The organism is Mycobacterium sp. AZCC_0083 (assembly GCF_014202335.1).
In the GTDB taxonomy this organism is placed as follows: Bacteria; Actinomycetota; Actinomycetes; order Mycobacteriales; family Mycobacteriaceae; genus Mycobacterium.
This window is the reverse complement of sequence record NZ_JACHGP010000005.1, coordinates 482580-500416: the sequence shown is the minus strand read 5'-3', so window position 1 is coordinate 500416 and position 17837 is coordinate 482580. Positions and strand designations below refer to the sequence as shown.

Genomic DNA, 17837 nt, shown 5'->3' with positions numbered 1-17837 from the left:
GTGGGAACTGTAGCGGTTTGTCGAGTGCGTAGCCGAGCAACTGGGCAGGAGTAAAGGATTTGTGTGGGTCGGCTATGTATGGATCGGAGAACTGCCCCTGAGCGGCCGAGTCCTTCAGCCGGTCGCGATGCGCCGTGATGGCGTGCCACGCCTCGGCGTCGATCCCCACTGGTTGCGTCAGGTCGAAATCATCGGCCATACCAGGAGTTTCGCAACGGCCCAAGGTGGCGCGCCGCTAGAGTCGCATCGGGAGCGTCCTTGCCTGTTCGGGACCGCGAGCTTGTGCCACGTTTGCGTCGGGCTCCTCGCTATGTGTGTGCCTGCCGCTGGCGCAGCCGCGTGAAGCCACCAGCGGCGAGGCGATACACGATGCGTGACGGCGGCATTAGGTAGGACGCCCGGGTGTGCGGTGCGTAGAACACCTCGTCGATCGCCTCGAGCCAACCGGTGTGAACTGCCTGGCATTGGCCGGCAACTCCACGGGAAAACCAGTGCGCCGTCAACCCCGCGCGGCGCGATCCCGGCGGCACGAGCTCCTGCGGCGCCCGGAGGGTGAGGCCCCGCGGACCGGTGCCCACGACATCGACCGGCACGACAAACGGGCGTGCGTCATTGCCGACCCAACCCAGCAACACGTCGGGCAACAGGCGCGCCGCCACAGCCGTGAGCGTCAACCCGACGCGGGGACCGGTCCCGTTTGCCGGTGGTCTCTGCGAGGGCGGCGGTGTGTCTGGAAGAGGGGCGCCGTGCACGGTGACCTTTCCTGCGCACCTGAGGTTTGACCACGCGGCGATGCGCTCGACGGCGACGCCGACCTCGACACGGCGTGCATACACCCGCATCCACCACTTCCACGCCGGGCCCGACGTACTCCACGGCTCGAAGCGCTCCCAATGCTCCAGCACCGTCGATGGGAAGTCTTCGACGATCGGCCCGACCGTTGCCGAGCCCTGGACGAGCACATACTCGCCGCGATCGTGGGTGGCGTGCGCACGCGTGTGAAATGCCAGCGCCACGTTCGGATTTCGCCGAATGTGAGCGATCTTCCGCCACGCGCCCACCGACGTATTAAACGTCACGACCCCGCGCCCACGATCGTGCATGCCGAAGTTCGTCACCGGGGTGAGCACCACCCCGCCGGCGGGTGTCACGTAGCCGAGCATCGCTACGTGATCTCCCGTGAGGATCGCCTCGACCTCGTCGGTCCAGCCAATAATGGACGTCACGTCTCGGAACATTATCATACGACTCGTCCAGTAACATGGTGGCCATGACCGTACGCTCGCCAGGACGCCCACGTAGCGAGGCGGCGCGCCACGCAATCCTCGGCGCCGCCACCGCCCTGATCGACGAGCAGGGCTACGGCGCAACCACGATGGAGGGCATCGCCCGGCGTGCCGCTGTGAGCAAGCAGACCATCTACCGCTGGTGGCCATCACCGGCTGCGATCGTCCTCGAGGCCCTCAATGAGGGAGCCTCGCGCATCGCGCCCGCGGCCGAAACCAGCGACCTCGACCACGACTTGCGCCTTTTCGTGCGGCGCAGCGTGCTTGGTGCCCGAGGTAAGGTCGCACGGCTGCTTACCGCGCTGATGGCAGAGGCACAACGCGATGAGTCGTTCGCCGAGTCCTTCCGCGAAGGTTTTCTTGCCCAACGCCGTGCGGTGATGCGAGAACTACTCCACCGGGCCCGTTCCCGCGGACAACTGCAGGCCGGCGTCGACATCGACTTCCTGATCGAAATGTTCTACGGCGCGCTGTGGTATCGCCTGCTTGCTGCCAGCGGGCCGATCAACCAGCGTTTCGCCGACGACCTCACCGACTCGCTGCTCGTCCTTGCACAACGCGGCCGATGACCAGGCGAGTCCCACAGAAGGATGGACGCCGGCGTCCCTAGGAACTGCAGGGATTCGTGAGACAAACCGGACCGCGATCAAGTTGAGACAACTTGGAATATCGCAGATCAGTGCGTCCGCCATGCCCAATCGCCGCTGAGACGAGTTAGCCGCGGGCTCTTTCGGCGTATCTCTCTGACGTTAGGGCGCTCGCCCCGTGTCACTCCGCATAGTTCCCCGCCGCGAGGTCCTCGAGCAGGCTCGGGTGCGTTGGCTGCCACGGCGAGAACTCGGCCATCGGGGCGGTTCCGGCTCTCGCGGTGAACCGCCGCAATTTGATGAAGCTGACGGGAACCGGCGTAGCGGCACTGGGCGCACTGTCCATCGCTGGCTGCGCCGCCGCCACGACGGACGATGCCGCGCAAAGTCCGGAGTGGGACAAGACCTTCCCACCGAGCGACCTGGTGAACGTGGAACGCGTATCTTTCGTCAACCGGTTGGGCATCGACCTGGTCGGCGATCTGTCCGTCCCGACGAACTTGGACCGGTCGACACCGTCACCGGCCGTCATCGTGGGCCACCCGTACGGGGGCGTGAAGGAACAGACCTCTGGGCTCTACGCCCAGCAGATGGCAACGAGAGGCTTCGTCGCGTTAGCCTTCGACAACTCCTACGGGGCGAGAGCGGCGGATCACCGAGATCCATCGCCTCGCCGGAGGCCTTCGTCGAAGACTTCAGCGCCGCGGTCGACTACCTCGGACTGAACCCCGTGGTGGACCGCAGCCGCATCGGCGTCATCGGGGTGTGCGCCAGTGGCGGCTGGGCGTTCAGCGCAGCGCAGATCGACCACCGGATCAGGGCGCTGGCCACCGTCAGCATGTACGACATGGGCCGACTGAGCCGCCAAGGCCTGCACGACGCCGTCCCGTGCCAACAGCGGATGTCGACGCTCGATGAAGTGGGTGCCGAGCGCTGGACGGAAGCTGGCGGGGCGCAACGTGAAATGGTCGGGCTGCCAACACAGCTCAGCGCCGACACGTCGGCGGCGGATCGCGAGTTCTTCGACTACTACCGGACCCGGCGAGGGCAACATCCGCGCTCGACGACGGAGTTCACCTTCACCGGATCGGCGGTGCTGAACAACTTCTTCCCGTTCGCCCAGATCGAGACCATCTCCCCGAGACCGATCCTGTTCGTCGTCGGCGAGAACGCACACTCCAGGTACTTCAGCGAGGACGCCTTTGCCAGAGCCGCCGAGCCCAAGGAGCTGTTCGTCGTGCCGGGGGCGGGCCACGTCGACCTCTACGACCGGGTCAACCTGATCCCGTTCGACAGGCTGCAGGCGTTCTTCGACCAGCACCTCTCCGCCGAATGACCGACGCGCAACCGAGTGTCTAATTGGAGTCGGCGGACATGCCGACGTCGACGACGGCGATCAGGTCGCCACCTTCATCGCCTCGATCGTCTCCCCACGCACGAGGCCGGGGAATTGCGGTAGCTGTCGACGAGAGCACCTTGGCTCACAACGGCTTTCACGGGAAAGTCATTCTGTGAACTACGTCTAAGCGTCTGCCCGGGCAGAGAGATGGGCTCACGGGAAACAGCAATAGGTGCCTCAAGGTGAGTGGGTTTGGGTCAGACTTGCTCCGAGGTGTTGGCACTGACTCGGTGCGTCCAGCGAGCCAGCTTTGGCGGTGCTCCCAGTGACCATCAGTGCCACCCCTAACAAGGCGACCATCGCCGCCCCGGCCTTCGGCCTTGCTCTACCACGGGGTTACGGGCATTTCCGAACGCGGTCAGCTACGCGTGGCCACCGCCGCTCTGCGATCAGCTGCGGAGACACTCATCGACGCCGCGACGAAAGGTGGGCGGTGATCACCATGCATCGCAGCGCAGCATTCGACGGCTTTTCCCTGAGCCCATAACGACTCTCACCACGACAGCGCCAGCACCTGGTTGACGATTTGCATACTGGGCGGGCTGTCGGCGGCTGTGGGCTCACCGTCGCACTCCGAACCGCCCGTGCCGCCCGTAATTAGGAAGGCCTGAACATGCAGCCATTCACCGTGGCCTGGGACGAGGCCGATCTCCGGCGCTTGCGCCAGCGGGTGCGGGACTACCGCTTCCCGGTCGCGCCCGAGAATGCGGGATGGCGCTACGGCTGCGATCCGGAGTTCCTGCGGAGATTGTGCGCCTACTGGGTGGACGGCTTCGACGTCCGTGCCGCCGAGGCAAAGCTGAACCGATTCCCGCAGGTGCTCCACCGCGTGGAGAACATCGACATCCACGCCGTCCATGTCGTCGGCGAGGCCGGGTGCCAGCGTCCGCTGCTGCTGACCCATGGATGGCCCGGCTCGGTGTTCGAGTTCTGGGAGGCGATTGAGCCGCTGGCATTTCCGTCCCGTCACGGCGGCGAACCGGAGGATGCGTTCGATCTCGTCATCCCCTCGCTACCGGGCTTCGGTGTCTCGGGCAAGCCGCGCTCGCCGGTCGGGGCCCGCACGGCCGCACGCCTTTTCGACGCGCTCATGCGCGATGGGTTTGGCTACTGGTCCTACCTCGCCCAGGGCGGCGACTGGGGCGCGGCAGGTACCGCGTGGTTGGCATTGGAGCATGCCGGGTCCGTGCGAGCGATCCACCTCAACTCCGTCCTCGTGCAGCCCGACGCCGAGCCGGACACCGACGAGGAGAAGTCCTGGCGGACTAGCCGCACGGAGGCCGAAAATCAATTCGGTGGCTATGAGATGCTGCAACGGACTCGGCCCCACTCGCTCTCCTATGCCATGCAGGACAATCCCGTCGCCCAGGCCGCGTGGATCGTCGAGCGGCTGCATGACTGGGCCGACCTCCGCGAGCGGCCGTTCGGGGCGGTCTTTACCATGGACCAGCTGCTCACCGAGGTAATGATCTACGTCACCAACGACGCTTTCGCGACCGCTGCGTGGTTCTACGCCGGCGCGCAAGCCGAGCACGCGAACGTCATGCCGAAAGGCCTCCGGGTTGAGGTGCCCACTGCGATCGCCGCCCACCCCGATCCGCGGGCACCGTTCCCGCCGCGCAGTTGGCTCGAACGGGGCTACGACGTCGTACGCTGGACCGAATTGCCCCGCGGCGGCCATTTCGTCGCCATGGAAGTGCCCGAACTTTTCGTCGCCGACGTGCGGGCATGGGCAAGGGATCATCCCGGCGGATAAGACTCTTCACGAAGAGCTTGGGTTGTTGACAACCTCTGACAGGGTTGACCATCAACCATGATTTGACGTCAGCGGGGACGGTAACGCGATCGGAATCAGACGCAACACGCGGCGGCCGGAGGCCAACTTCGCGGCGGTGGGCGCAGCGGGGTCGAAGGTGAGCGGCTCACCGGGCACGCCCAGCGCGCCCGGGGTGACGTTGCGAATGTCGCACGGTCGCAACGGATGTTTGATGACGGCTCGATCGCGAACCTTCGCCTGCGCCGCGCCGATGGCGTTGATCGGCGGATAGCGAGCCGGTGTGCCACCGGCTAAGTCCGGTAGAGCCGGCGATTATGGTGCGGAAATACGCCAACGCGCCCCCGGCGTCCACGGCAATCGGTTCCGGTGGATTTCGAGCCACGCACCGCGCCCGTAACAAACTGGCATCGACGAAACCGGTCGAAATGGACTAACGCCGACATCCCGAAGCGAGCCACCATAACCGCATGAGCCAACGCCGAGTCGGCGCTACCGCGGAGTCAATGAGCCGTTGGTGTCATGAGCCGCCGAATCACGGTGCACCGCGACGAGGCAGCGCTGTACGCCGTTCGCTGACGAGTCAACCAAAGGAGTCAAAATGTCCACTCAGCAATTCGACGTAGCCGACGAATCCTGCTCTGCAACAACGGAGTCAAGCCCGCCCGAGCAGGCCGGCCAGAAGTTGGCCCGCAACCTCAAGCTGTGGCAGGTGGTGGCGATCTCGATCGGCGTCATGGCGCCGTCCTTCGCGATCACCAGCCAACCCCAGTTCGCCGCCGCGAGCGTGGGCCGTGCCGCTCCGCTGTCGTATCTGCTGGCGCTCGTCGGGGTCCTCACCGTGGCCTACGGGTTGGGACGGCTCAGCCAGCGGATGCACCACCCCGGTGCGGTGTATGGGCTGGTCGGCGCCTCAGTCGGTCCGCGGACCGGAGTCGTCGCCGCCTGGGCACTGGCGGGCACGTACTTCTTCCTTGTGCTGCTGTGCTCGATGGCGGTCGGCATCTTCGGATGTGACCTGTTGGAGAACCTCGGTGTCTGGCACGACCCGCCCAGCTGGGCGGCCTACCTGCTCGCAGTCGTCACCGTGGGGCTATCCACCTGGTTGGGCATCGTTCCGGCCCGCCGCGGTACCAGCATTGTCATTGTCTGCGAGGCGATTACGGCGTTGCTGATCACGCTCGCCGCGGTCATCGTCCTGGTACGGCTGGCCTCGGGGACCGCGCCCACGGGCAATCACATCGACTTCCACGTCTTCGTCCCCGAACCCGGATCCTCGCCATCGGCGTTGTTCGTCGGAATCGTGATGGGGTTCTTGTCGTTCGCCGGATTCGAGGCCGCCGCCGTCGCCGGTGCCGAGGCCGAAAACCCGCGCAAGAACATTCCCCGCGCGATCGTCGGAACGACGGTGGTCATCGGATTGTTCTACGTCTTCATCGCCGCCACGGCGATGATGGGTTTCGGCACGTCGCCCGGGGGGGTCGACAAATTCACCAAGTCGCCGTCGCTGATGGGTGATCTCGGCACCTCCTACGTCGGACACGGATTCGGCAACCTCATCACCGTGGGCACCATCATCAGCGCCGCCAGTTGCGCACTGGCCTGCGCGGTCGGCGCTGCTCGCATCATCTACACGCTGGCCTTCGACGCCACCGAAGGCAAGTCCGCGCTGGCGTCGGTGTCGACCAAGTACGCCACACCCTGGGGCGCCACCGCGGCGGTCGGCGTCACCGCCCTGGCGGCACTCGCGCTGTTCGGCTGGGGAATGCACGCCGATGCACAGAATGTCTTCGACTGGACCGCGACGATCGGCACCCTGCTGCTGCTGGTGGTCTACCTGCTGGCAACCGTCGGTGCATTGCGGGTGCTGTTCTTCAACGGCCCACTCCTGGTCCGCCGATGGGAGATCGTCATTCCACTGATGGCCATGGCCATTCTGGTGTTCACGCTGTACAAGAACATCCATCCCACCGACACGCCGATTGGAGAGCCCATCACCGCGGTCATCTGGATTCTGTTGGCTGCTCTGCCGGTGCTGATCATGCCGGCCGCGGCGCGCAAACTTGGCAAGGCGATACGCGATCACGACGGCATGCGTGTCGTGCCGACCGCCAAACACGCGGCACCCGCCACGGGGGCTGCGTCGTCATCCAATGGCGAGGCCTTCCAGGCAGTTTGAGGCACACCCCGGGGGCGGGAGCAGAGTCTCTCTGCTCCCGCCCCGCTGTGCCCCTGGGCAAGCACTGGTTGCCTCACGTCCACGTCGTCGATTCCCCCGTGACGCACAACCCGTTCTCCGTGGTCACGACCACCCGGACGCGCGGCGAAATTACGCCCCGCCGGATCGTGACTCTGCGTCGGAATCCTAGAAGCGCCCGCTCGGTCCGCCGGCGCTGGTAACCACTCAACCAAACCACCGCTGCCGTCAGGGGTTTCAACGATCACCGGCCTGCGCGGCCTACACACCATGTCATGCCGCGATAACGCAAATAGATTGCGATCGCACGTAATTGACGGCCGAGCGTGATGCTTGCGATGACGATCGTAACGTGGTCGATTCGCGACCAGCGCCCGGCCGCCGCGGCGCCTGGGCCCCCGGGAAGCCAGTTGCACTCGGTGCGGTGCATCCGGCGAGACCAATCGACGCCGCCGCAGCAGACCACTATGTTGCCGCGTGCAACCACCGCATGACATCGATGCGAACAAACCCAGGTGATCACAGATCCCGGCGATGCCGTCGCAGGAGGGGGTGGGCACCCCGGGATGCGCAGCTGCAGCGGCAGGCTCACACTGCGAAAGGAGGTGATCACGCATGTCGTCCGGCTTGGACATTCCCATCACCGTAGATCGCAACAGCCCCGTACCGTTGCGCGAACAAATCGTGTCCGAACTTCGCGGCGCGATCCGGCGCGGACTACTGCAGCCCGGATACCCGATGCCCTCCACCCGCTTGCTCGCGCAGGAAACCGGGCTCTCCCGCACCACCATCGTCGCCGCCTATCTCGAGTTGGAAGGGGAGGGCTGGGTCGAGGGCACCCAAGGGTCGGGCACCTTCGTAGCTCACCGCGACGACCTCGAGTCGACGCCCGCGACGCCACGGCCGAGCGCTGCACCCAGAGCGATCCCGCTGCTCGACTTGCGGCCCGGTGATCTGGACCCCTCGCTGGTGGCCCTCGGTGAGTGGCGCGCGGCGTGGCGAAAGGTCGTACCTCGTAGCGCCCCGCCACCGGCGGAAGGTACGCCCGAATTGCGGAGCGCCTTGGCGTCCTATCTCGGCGCGGCCCGCGGTCTGCCGTGCGAGGCCGACGACATCTTTCTGTGCGCCGGAACGGCAGAAGCGATGGTCGTGCTGGCGTTGGCGTTCGGTTGGGTCGGACGCACCGTGGTGGTCGAAGAACCCGGATATCCCGCGGTGCGCGCCGCGCTCACCCGGTTGGGCGTCGACTGGGTACCCGTCGATGCAACCAACCCGGAATTGCTGCGCTCCAACCTCGACGCGCTGCCCAGATCCGTTGGCGCGCTCTACATCACTCCCAGCCACCAATATCCGCTGGGCCACCGGCTGGATTCACCAGTGCGCCGCGACCTGCTGGATTGGGCCCAAAAGAACGGCGCCGTGATCGTCGAGGACGATTACGACGCCGAATTCCGCTTCGGCGTACCCCCGTTGCCCAGCCTGGCCGGTCTCGACGAAGGATCCAACGTCGTCTTCATGGGCACCATGTCCAAGGTGCTCGACCCCGGCCTGCGGCTGACTTACCTTCGCGTTCCCGGGCATCTGCGCGCCGCGGTCGCCGCGACCCGAAACGACCTCGGATCGACCGTCGCCGCCCCCACCCAGGAAGTCGTGGCCGATCTGATCACCACCGGGGTCCTGACCCGCCACATCGCCCGGGTCCGCAAGGTCTACGCCGACCGCCGCCGCGTCATGCTGCGCGAACTGAAGCGACTGCCGGCGATCAGCGGCCTGCGCGGCATAGACGCTGGCCTTCATCTGGTAGCGGACCTCCACAGCGTCTTCGACACCAGCCTCATCGCCCGCCAGGCCCGGGCACGCAATCTTCTGATCGCCGCGCTCGACGAATACCGAGTCACACCAGACCCGGCCAACCCGGCACTCGTGCTGGGATACGCCAAGGTGACCCCCACCGAAATCAAGACCGGCATCGGTGTGCTGGCCGAAGTCCTCGACCGCAGCCGGTGAGTCCCATCTCGACGCACCCCGGTGATCGCCGAACTGCGTCGGACCGCTGTAACAGCCGTAGCGCTGCGTTAACACAGTGGTCTGATGTAGAACAGCGAAAGTGGCCTACCAACAGTGGATTCGGGTAATCGAGGATGGAGCGCATGACCACCACTGCCGACACCGCCAAGGACCTCCCCGAGTCCGGCGACCTCGAAGTCCACCGCTACAAACAACTGCAGCGCTGGGCGAGCCGGGACCTGTTCGACGTACTCGACGCCGGGCTCATCGCACACGTCGGGTTCGTCCGCGACGGCAAGCCCGCGGTGATCCCGATGGCCTACGCCTTCACCGACGACGCGATCCTGATGCATGGCTCCACAGGTGCCGGCCTGAACAAGGCGGCCAAGCGCGGGGTCGACTTGGCGGTGACCATCTCGGTATTCGATGGACTGGTCTACGCCCAATCGCTGTTCGACTCCACGGTCAACTACCGTTGCGCAGTCATCCTCGGCACCGCCGAGCCAGTTCCCAACGAGGACAAGGAAGCAGCGGTCAAGGAGATCTCGCACCGTCTCACACCCGGCAGATGGGATGAAGTCCGCCCGCCCACCCCGCGTGAACTCGCCGCCACCTACGTTCTGCGCATGGCGCTGGACCAGGCCAGTGTCAAGATCCGCTCCGGGCATCCCGACGACGACCCCGAATCGGGCATATGGACGGGCTATCTACCGTTTCAGACGATCGTCGGTGACCCCGTGGCCCAAGACGGGGTCGACTGTCCGCTAACGCCCGCGGTGCACGACGCCAAGGCCCAATGGGCACGTCGACTGTCCTGACGTCGCGGTCTGGCGACTGAATATCCTGCACGGGAAGGAAACTGGCATGTCTGCTCTCTCTAGTCCCGCCGTCGCCAACAATGGTGCAGTCACGGGGCTTCCAGGATTCGTCGAGGCCCACGGGCGGTGGACACCGCAGCAGCACGCCGCCGCGGGCGAGCTGGCGAAACTGATCTCCGACGACCGGCTGGATCTGGTGCGGGTCGGGTTCACCGACCCCCACGGCCTGGTACGAAGCAAATGCTTGAGCGCCAAGGTATTCGGCGAGGCGCTGCACGCCGGAATGGACTGCAGCGCCTTTCCCTTCATCTCCGACACCGGAGGCGACCTCGTCGTGGACCTGTTCGCGCCGGGCGCGGGCGTGGGCATCGCAGACCTCGAAGGATCCTCGGACATCATCATCGTGCCCGATCCGCTCACCTTCCGGATTCTGCCGTGGACGACGGCGCGCACCGGCTGGATCCTGTGCGACGAATACTCCAAGTCCGGTGAGCCACTGTCGCTGTCACCGCGGGCAGCCCTCAAGGCTCAACTCGGCCGGCTCGCTCAACGGGCGCAGAGCCTGGTCATCGGACTCGAAATCGAGTGGCATCTCACCCGGCTCACCGACCAACCGCTCCGGACCAACGACATCGGCGGATTCGGCCGCCCCGGCTCACCGCCGACCGTAGTCCCGGTCGACGTCGGATACCAGTTCAACAGCGACCTGCTCAACGACGCGGTAGCCGGTATCGTCGAACCCCTGTGCGCGACACTGCGTGAGCTGGGACTGCCTTTGCGCAGCGCCGAACACGAATCCGGCCCCGGGCAGATGGAGTTCACCTTTGAACCCATGGACGCCCTGGCCGCAGCCGACGCCGCGGTGCTCTTCCGAAGTGCGGTCAAACAGATCTGTTGGCGCCACGGCTACCACGCCTCCTTCATGTGCAAACCGGCCCTGCAAGGTTTCGACCCCAGCGGGTGGCATCTGCACCAGTCACTCAAAGACCAGCAGTCCGGTGAAAACCTGTTCATGTCAACCGATCCCGACCAGCTGCTGTCCACCCTCGCTGCAGACTACGTCGGCGGTCTAGTTCGCCACGCCCGCGAGTCCAGTCTGCTGACCGCCCCAACCGTCAACGGCTATCAGCGCTACCGCCACGAACACACCCTCTCACCCAGTGTCGCGGGATGGTCGAAAGACAACCGCGGAGCCATGATCCGGGTCCTGGGTGCGCCATGGGACTCCAGCTCGCACATCGAGAACCGCATCGGCGAGCCCGCGGCCAATCCGTACCTTTACATCGCCTCGCAGGTCATCGCCGGCATCGACGGGATGGACAACCATCTCGACCCCGGAGACATGACCTCCGACCCACACCACCATGACGGACCCGCCATCGCGACCACGTTCCAAGACGCGGTCGACGGACTGGACGGCAGCATGTTGTATCGCCAACACCTCGGGGATCATCTCGTCGAGATGCTGTTGCGGATGAAACGCAACGAATGGAAGCGATTCAGCGGCACGCGCACCGATCAGGCAACGATCGCCAACGACGTCACCGACTGGGAGCAGCGTGAATACTTCCGCTTCTTCTGACCCGAAACCGCCCGCCGCTCAGACGAAAGGAAGTACTCGTGCAGATCCTGGTCCTACAACACGTCGACTGCGAACCGCCTGCTGCCTACACCAGCGAACTCGGCCGGGTCGGCGAGATCCACACCGTCCGGATGGGCGTCGACGCCCTGCCCGCGGCTACCGACTTCGCGGCAGTGATCGCCATGGGCGGCCCGATGGGGGTAGGGAACCGCGACCACTTCGACTGGATTGATGCCGAAATCGACTACCTGCGTGGAGCGCTCGCCGAGGGCCTACCCGTGTGGGGGGTGTGTCTGGGCGCTCAACTCCTGGCCGCGGCGCTCGGCGCCATCGTGTACACCGGCACCGTGCCCGAGGTCGGCGTCGACCGGGTCCGACTGACCGCCGCGGGGAAGGAAGACCCCGTGTGGGGCAGCTTCGACACCGAATTCCCCGTCCTGCAGTGGCATTCCGACACATTTGCGCTGCCCGCCGGCGCCGAACTGCTGGCCAGTTCCGACACCTACCTCCATCAAGTGTTCCGCCACGGCACCAGCTACGGCGTGCAGTTCCACATCGAGGCATCTCACGACCTGGCCAGCCAATGGCTGGAGATCGCCGAATACCGCGCGTCGCTCGAGCAGGCGCAAGGGCCCGGCGCCGCCTCCGGCTTCCTCGCCCAGCTCAAGAAGGCCGAACACGCGATCTTGGCGCAAGCAGCCAACGCCATGTCGGCGTGGCTGCAGAACTGCGTCCTGAGCCGCGTGCGCTGAACCGCGATGACACCTTCTGCTCCCTCGACCGACGACCTGACATGTCTGAGCAGCCGCGATCTAACCGACGGCTACCGCACACATCGATTCAGGCCCTCCGAAGTCACCGACGCCGCACTCGCGCGGATCTTGGCCACTAGCGACAAGTACAACGCCTTCATCACGCTGTCCGAAGAACACGCGCGCCGACACGCAGCCGACCTCGATCAGCTCGTGATGACCGAGCCCGACCGGATCGGTCCGGGCTTCGGGATACCGATCACCATCAAAGACATCACGGCGACCGCCGGAATCCGCACCACCCGCGGCGCGGCCAGGACCGCGGAATGGGTGCCCGACTTCGACGCCGAAGCCGTCGCACGCCTCAGGCGTGCCGGCGCGATCGTGCTCGGCAAGACGAACACCTCAGAAGCAGCGTGGAAAGCCGAAGGCTCCAACCCGACCTTCGGGTCCTCCTTGAACCCGTGGGCGCCCACGATGACGCCGGGCGGATCCAGCGGCGGCGCGGGTGTGGCCACGGCAATGCGGTACGGAACCTGGGCCACCGGCACCGACGGTTTCGGCTCCATCCGCGTGCCGGCGTCCTTCTGCCACGTCGTCGGCTTCAAACCCACCCTGGGATCAGTCCCTTACTATCCCGTAAGCACCGAATTCCTCTCTCACATCGGCCCGCTGGCACGCACCGTCGGCGATGCGCGTGACGCCTACCAAATCATGTGCGGCCCGCACCGCCGGGACCCGCTCGCCACGACCACCCCGACGCCGGCCATATCCAAGACGCACATGACCATCGGCGCGATCGACGAAGTCGACTCCGACCACGTGGACCCGTTCATCCATGCCGCGTTCGACCAGTTCGCCGCCTGGTTCGACGACCAGAGCCACCGAACTCGATCCATTCAGCTGCCCGCAGGCGGAGCCGACATCGTCGGCACCATCATCTCCGCCTTCACCGCAACCGAACTCGACGGCGAAACCGACACCCAGCTCGCCCGCCGCGATCCGGACCTCGTCGCGTTGGCCCACGCAGCCCGAAAACTGTCCGCAGTCGACCTCGCCACCGCACAGAGCCGCCGCATCGACTACTTCCACGCAGTCGAAGATCTCTTCGATACCGTCGACTACCTCATCTCCCCGACAGTGTCGAGACTGCCATTCCCGGCGGGACAGCACTCGCCGCCGCCGTATCACCAGCAGGTCACGCATTGGCACCGGTGGTGCAGCATGACCTACCCCTGGAACATCGCCGGGAACCCCGCAGTGTCGATTCCGTGGACCCGAACAGTCGACGGGCTACCCGTCGGCATGCAGATCATCGGCCGGCACGGCGACGACCTCGGTGTCCTCGCTCTCGCGGAAACCCTTGAAGAACAACGACCCTGGGCCGGGGAATACGCACTGCTGTGACTGCGCCCGGTCAAAACGGTTATGCCCGCTGGGCCGAGCCAGGCGAGGAACGAGATCTGGGCACGATCGCGTTGCGTGAGTTGCGCGCCGCCGCTACTGATCTCAACTAACGTGCGAACGACGAGCCGCCATCTGCACGCCACGTGCTGCCGGCCAAGGGTGCGGCCGCGGAGGCGTCGACCGCAACGGCCAACGGGAGCCCGATGCGAGATCAGGTATCGAGCGAGGATGGGCCAGCGCCTTTGCAACAGATGTCACGTGACGAAATCACTTGCCTACGCGCCATCATCCGAGCTGAGCGTCCCGCAGCCTGAATATGTGCCATTCACGGGAGTGGACACGAAAATGGGAATACCTAGTGTGGACATCGAATGAGACAGCCGATATCGGCGCAGTTCAGGGCACCGCGGCTGACACTGGACATGAAATTCGAGAATCTACATCTGTCTGCCATGATCTCCAGCGCACGAGACCTCAGGGCAGACAACGGCTATCCGATTCGCCAACGAGGCCAAACGTGTCCACCACCGTGCAATTGGGCAGCCCGAAGCGCCGTCTGACATGAGCATCGAATTGCCTCAGCAACATGAAAACCACAATGCCGCAAGTACATCCACAAAAAAACGACCCATACATCGGGCGCGCTGAGTTGAGTCAATCCGTGACGGGTGCATCTGAGGGCCCGTGAAACGTGCGGCGGTAGGCGCTGGGGGATACGCCGATCGTGTTCCGCAGATGCGCCCGCAAGGAGGCTGCAGTACCGAGGCCCGCGGCGCCCGCGATTTGATCGATGGGCAGTTCGGTCGATTCGAGCAGGCGACGCGCGTGGTCGATGCGCTGCCTGATGAGCCACTGACTCGGGCTCGTACCCGTCTCGTCGCGGAACCGTCGACTAAAGGTCCGAATGCTCATCGAGGCGTGACGGGCCATGATCGCCAGCGTCAGGTCGGAATCCAAGTGCCGCAGGGCCCATCCGCGGGTGGAGGCTGTAGACGCGTCACCGCTGTCCGGCATGGGGGTCGCGACGAATTGGGCTTGCCCGCCTTCCCTCCACGGCGCGACGACGCACGCGCGCGCAACGGCGTTGGCGATACCGCTGCCGTGATCTAGGCGGATGAGGTGAAGACAAAGATCGACGCCCGCCGCCGCCCCGGCCGACGTGAGCACATCACCGTCGTCGACGAACAGCACGTCGCGGTTGAGCAGCACGGTGGGGAATTCGCAGGAGAATGCTGCGGCGTGGTTCCAGTGTGTCGTCGCCGGGCGGCCGTCTAACAGTCCGGTCATCGCCATGATCTGAGCGCCAGTGCAGATGGACAGGATTCTCGTGCCCGGCCGCGGGTGGCGAAGTGCCTTGACTACCAAGTCAATCTGGCACCGGTCTAGCCGGCACAGGTCCACTGCAGGTACGACGATCGAGTCGGCCGATCTGATCGCACTGAGATCCGAACCAGGCTTGATCATGAAGTCGGCATTGGTGCGCACGGATTCTCCGTCCACCGACGCGGTGACCACTTCGTAGAGCGGTCGTCCGGCCCCGTCTAGGGCTGCCCCGAACAGGCGGGCGGGTATCGAGAACTCGAACGGGATGACCCCATCCACCGCAATCACCACGACACGGTGCCGCCGTCCATCTGTCCCCTTATCGATCATGGCCAGATTCTTTCACTTATTGGCGTTCGGGCCACTGTCGGCCCCGCAGCTCAGGCCGCAAGCTGGGCGACATGCAGATCGGAATGGGTTTCTTCGCATCATCCGTGCCAGACAACGTCGCCTTGATCAGACGGGCGGAGCTTGCGGGTGTACCGGCGGCTTGGGCGGTCATGCCCGTAACTAGTTACGACACGCCCACACTGTTTGCCGCCGCGTTGGCCCGAACCGAACGCGTCATCGTCGGCACCGCCATCGTGCCCGCGTTAACGCGTCACCCGGTCGCATTGATCAGCCAGGCTGCCACCCTCGAAGCGCTTGCACCCGGCCGGCTGCGCCTAGGCGTCGGGACCGGCAATCTGGTCGTGACGGCGGACGTACTTGGCGCGCCGGTGTCGCAGCCCTTGGCGCGGATGGCCGAATACGTCACTGTCCTGCGGTCCGGGCTTCGGCAAGGAGAGGTGCATCACCAAGGAACCTTCTACACCGTCGACGCCGTATTCCCTTCCGCGCCGGGGACTCCCGTCGTGCTGGCCGCGCTGGGCCCCAAAGCCTTCGAGACCGCTGGAGTGGTGGCTGACGCGGCGATGTCCTGGCACTGCCCGCCGGCTTACCTCGACGACATCGCCCGACCTGCACTCGCCCGGGGCGCCGAGTCGACCGGCCGTGCTGTTCCGCACATCGTGCAGCAGGTGTCCGTTGCCGTCACCGAGAACCGTGCGCAGGCCTTGGAGTGGGCACGTCCGCACCTCGTACCCTTCGTGAACTCACCGGTGTACGCAACCATGTTCGCCGCGGCCGGATATCCGCAGTCCGGCGACGGCACGGTCACTGACGATCTGCTCGATGCGCTGGTGATCTGCGGCTCGCAGGAAGCGATCGCCGAAGAACTCGCGCGACGAGCTGAGGTGGACGAGGTGTTCGCCACTCTCATGGCTGGACCGGACGCCGACGCCGAGATGGACGTCCTGTTGCGCGCCGTGGCCACCGCCGCGCGATCGGCTTGAGCCTGGCCAGGTGTGAGCGCATTGACCGATGACTCTGTTCTCTCGCACCATTTCCGTTGCCTGTCACAGGGACGAAACCCGGACCTGCACCACCGCAGGCTGGGACTTCGGGAAATGACACGGAGTTTGAGAACCGACATTGATGTCGTCCCTGTAGGCCTGTGAGGTTAGTTGATGTGGTTGGAAGCGTAGATGCGGCGTGGCGCGTAGGGTCCGAGTGTGGCCGAACTGATCTATCGACCGCCGACCGAACTGGATTACTTCGATGTCATTGTCGCTCTTGACAAGTGGTGGGATTATCCGCAAGCCGATGCTCGGAGCATGCAGCGGGCCGCGTTGGTGCCCCGCCTATTCCTTCAGCACTTCACAGATACGAGCTTCGTTGTGTTCGACGAGGACCGGCTCAGAGCTTTCCTCATTGGCTTTCTGTCTCAATCCCGGCCGGAAGAGGCCTACATCCACTTTGTCGGCATTGACCCCGGCTATCGAGGCCGTGGGCTGGGTGCTGACCTGTACGAACGGTTCTTCGCTATCGTCCGCAAGCACCGCCGTCGCACCGTCCGCGCTATCACGTCTGCTTCCAATGCCAGATCGCAGGCTTTTCATCGACGCATGGGATTCAGCGTTAGTGACCCCATCGCGAACTACGACGGTCGAGGCAGTATGCACGTGACGTTCGTCCGAGAACTCTGACACAGTATCTGGCGAGACGTCGTCTGTTCGTAGCATCGCAAACGCCACTCACCACGCTTGCACGCCAACAGCTAGTGACGTCCATGTCTCGTTTCCAAAGAAACGAGACTGCGATGAGCGCCCCTAGTCGCGGTCCAACGCGCGACGTCGCGGTGTCTCGTTTCCGGTTTCATATCGCGCAGGCATGCCCTCGAACGACGGGAGGCAGTGGACACGCTATTCGCATCGTAGGAAATGAAGCACTTCGTGAGACACACGGCGGTGCAGCCGCCGTGAGACAGTCTAGGAATGCCCAGCTCACCTTCGAGTTCGTCATCAACGGTCCGCAAGGGCAGGCGCGCGGGACATTGAGTGATGTGACGATACTGAATCAGCCGGGGCCGCCGTTGCCATTGAGTTGGACGATCGGCCTGCTGCCGCTCATCGCCCTCGCCGTGTTCATCACCGTTGCGTCGCGACGCACCAAGCCGAGGCGCCAGCCGTTGACCGTCTAGGTTTGTGATGTTTCGACGCCGACCGGAATGACCGGCAGCAGGAGATAGGACTGGTACGGCCCGTCGGTGTGGAGTGTGGCGGTGCGGCCGTAGATGTCGGCGGGCGGGTCGCGAACGTCTTGGTGGACGAATGGACCGGATCCGACGGGGCCGCCGAAACCGGTGGATGTCACCTTGGTGTGTC

The 17837-nt window shown here is 65.0% G+C and carries 15 protein-coding genes and 2 pseudogenes; 13 read left to right on the top strand and 4 right to left on the bottom strand.

Annotation, left to right across the window (positions count from 1 at the left end; genetic code table 11):
• Positions 1–199: pseudogene (locus HNP02_RS15540) on the bottom strand (hypothetical protein); the annotation flags it as partial.
• A gap of 109 nt (positions 200–308) precedes the next feature.
• Positions 309–1226: a pyridoxamine 5'-phosphate oxidase family protein gene (locus HNP02_RS15535; RefSeq protein WP_184439812.1), complete on the bottom strand. Its 918-nt coding sequence runs from the start codon at positions 1224–1226 to the stop codon at positions 309–311.
• 44 nt (positions 1227–1270) lie between these two features.
• On the opposite strand from HNP02_RS15535, the gene HNP02_RS15530 reads away from it, so the two are divergent.
• From HNP02_RS15530 to HNP02_RS15490, 10 genes are all read left to right on the top strand, one after another.
• The gene (locus HNP02_RS15530) at positions 1271–1855 is read left to right on the top strand and encodes a TetR/AcrR family transcriptional regulator (RefSeq protein ID WP_184439810.1); all 585 of its coding nucleotides are present in this window, start codon (positions 1271–1273) and stop codon (positions 1853–1855) included.
• A gap of 299 nt (positions 1856–2154) precedes the next feature.
• Complete coding sequence (locus HNP02_RS42735) at positions 2155–2598, top strand: alpha/beta hydrolase (RefSeq protein WP_255506582.1); 444 nt, start codon at positions 2155–2157, stop codon at positions 2596–2598.
• A gap of 5 nt (positions 2599–2603) precedes the next feature.
• On the top strand, positions 2604–3209 hold the full coding sequence (locus HNP02_RS15525; protein WP_309241570.1) for an alpha/beta hydrolase: 606 nt from the start codon (positions 2604–2606) through the stop codon (positions 3207–3209).
• Positions 3210–3885: 676 nt separating this feature from the next.
• Positions 3886–5028: an epoxide hydrolase family protein gene (locus tag HNP02_RS15520; protein WP_184439808.1), complete on the top strand. Its 1143-nt coding sequence runs from the start codon at positions 3886–3888 to the stop codon at positions 5026–5028.
• A gap of 619 nt (positions 5029–5647) precedes the next feature.
• Positions 5648–7225: an APC family permease gene (locus tag HNP02_RS15515; protein ID WP_184439806.1), complete on the top strand. Its 1578-nt coding sequence runs from the start codon at positions 5648–5650 to the stop codon at positions 7223–7225.
• A gap of 633 nt (positions 7226–7858) precedes the next feature.
• Positions 7859–9250, top strand: coding sequence for a PLP-dependent aminotransferase family protein (locus HNP02_RS15510; RefSeq protein ID WP_221317612.1), 1392 nt, complete (start codon positions 7859–7861; stop codon positions 9248–9250).
• 143 nt (positions 9251–9393) lie between these two features.
• A complete protein-coding gene (locus tag HNP02_RS15505) occupies positions 9394–10068 on the top strand; it encodes a pyridoxamine 5'-phosphate oxidase family protein (RefSeq protein ID WP_184439804.1) in 675 nt (224 codons plus the stop codon).
• 46 nt (positions 10069–10114) lie between these two features.
• Positions 10115–11650, top strand: a complete 1536-nt coding sequence (locus HNP02_RS15500) for a glutamine synthetase family protein (RefSeq protein ID WP_184439802.1) — start codon at positions 10115–10117, stop codon at positions 11648–11650.
• A 38-nt stretch (positions 11651–11688) separates the two neighbouring features.
• Positions 11689–12402: a type 1 glutamine amidotransferase gene (locus tag HNP02_RS15495; RefSeq protein ID WP_309241569.1), complete on the top strand. Its 714-nt coding sequence runs from the start codon at positions 11689–11691 to the stop codon at positions 12400–12402.
• A 6-nt stretch (positions 12403–12408) separates the two neighbouring features.
• Positions 12409–13809, top strand: coding sequence for an amidase (locus tag HNP02_RS15490; RefSeq protein WP_184439800.1), 1401 nt, complete (start codon positions 12409–12411; stop codon positions 13807–13809).
• Positions 13810–14463: 654 nt separating this feature from the next.
• On the opposite strand, the gene HNP02_RS15485 is transcribed toward HNP02_RS15490, so the two are convergent.
• The gene (locus HNP02_RS15485; protein ID WP_184439798.1) at positions 14464–15462 is read right to left on the bottom strand and encodes a GlxA family transcriptional regulator; all 999 of its coding nucleotides are present in this window, start codon (positions 15460–15462) and stop codon (positions 14464–14466) included.
• A 71-nt stretch (positions 15463–15533) separates the two neighbouring features.
• On the opposite strand from HNP02_RS15485, the gene HNP02_RS15480 reads away from it, so the two are divergent.
• From HNP02_RS15480 to HNP02_RS15470, 3 genes and pseudogenes are all read left to right on the top strand, one after another.
• The gene (locus HNP02_RS15480) at positions 15534–16466 is read left to right on the top strand and encodes an LLM class flavin-dependent oxidoreductase (protein ID WP_184439796.1); all 933 of its coding nucleotides are present in this window, start codon (positions 15534–15536) and stop codon (positions 16464–16466) included.
• Positions 16467–16685: 219 nt separating this feature from the next.
• Positions 16686–17159 (top strand): GNAT family N-acetyltransferase, encoded by a 474-nt coding sequence (locus tag HNP02_RS15475; RefSeq protein ID WP_309241568.1) that lies wholly within the window; start codon positions 16686–16688, stop codon positions 17157–17159.
• Between the two features lie 302 nt (positions 17160–17461).
• Positions 17462–17653, top strand: a pseudogene (locus HNP02_RS15470) (hypothetical protein); the annotation flags it as partial.
• Here HNP02_RS15470 and HNP02_RS15465 read toward each other — a convergent pair.
• Positions 17650–17826, bottom strand: a complete 177-nt coding sequence (locus tag HNP02_RS15465; RefSeq protein ID WP_184439792.1) for a hypothetical protein — start codon at positions 17824–17826, stop codon at positions 17650–17652. The pseudogene HNP02_RS15470 and the gene HNP02_RS15465 sit on opposite strands and share 4 nt — an antisense overlap.
• Between the last annotated feature and the right edge of the window lie 11 nt (positions 17827–17837).

Bases quoted from the DNA above. Each gene is read 5' to 3' on its own strand.
- HNP02_RS15500 (WP_184439802.1), top strand. From the start codon at position 10,115: ATGTCTGCTCTCTCTAGTCCCGCCGTCGCCAACAATGGTGCAGTCACG.
- HNP02_RS15520 (WP_184439808.1), top strand. From the start codon at position 3,886: ATGCAGCCATTCACCGTGGCCTGGGACGAGGCCGATCTCCGGCGCTTG.
- HNP02_RS15510 (WP_221317612.1), top strand. From the start codon at position 7,859: ATGTCGTCCGGCTTGGACATTCCCATCACCGTAGATCGCAACAGCCCC.
- HNP02_RS15530 (WP_184439810.1), top strand. From the start codon at position 1,271: ATGACCGTACGCTCGCCAGGACGCCCACGTAGCGAGGCGGCGCGCCAC.
- HNP02_RS15515 (WP_184439806.1), top strand. From the start codon at position 5,648: ATGTCCACTCAGCAATTCGACGTAGCCGACGAATCCTGCTCTGCAACA.
- HNP02_RS15480 (WP_184439796.1), top strand. From the start codon at position 15,534: ATGCAGATCGGAATGGGTTTCTTCGCATCATCCGTGCCAGACAACGTC.
- HNP02_RS15485 (WP_184439798.1), bottom strand. From the start codon at position 15,462: ATGATCGATAAGGGGACAGATGGACGGCGGCACCGTGTCGTGGTGATT.
- HNP02_RS15490 (WP_184439800.1), top strand. From the start codon at position 12,409: ATGACACCTTCTGCTCCCTCGACCGACGACCTGACATGTCTGAGCAGC.
- HNP02_RS15505 (WP_184439804.1), top strand. From the start codon at position 9,394: ATGACCACCACTGCCGACACCGCCAAGGACCTCCCCGAGTCCGGCGAC.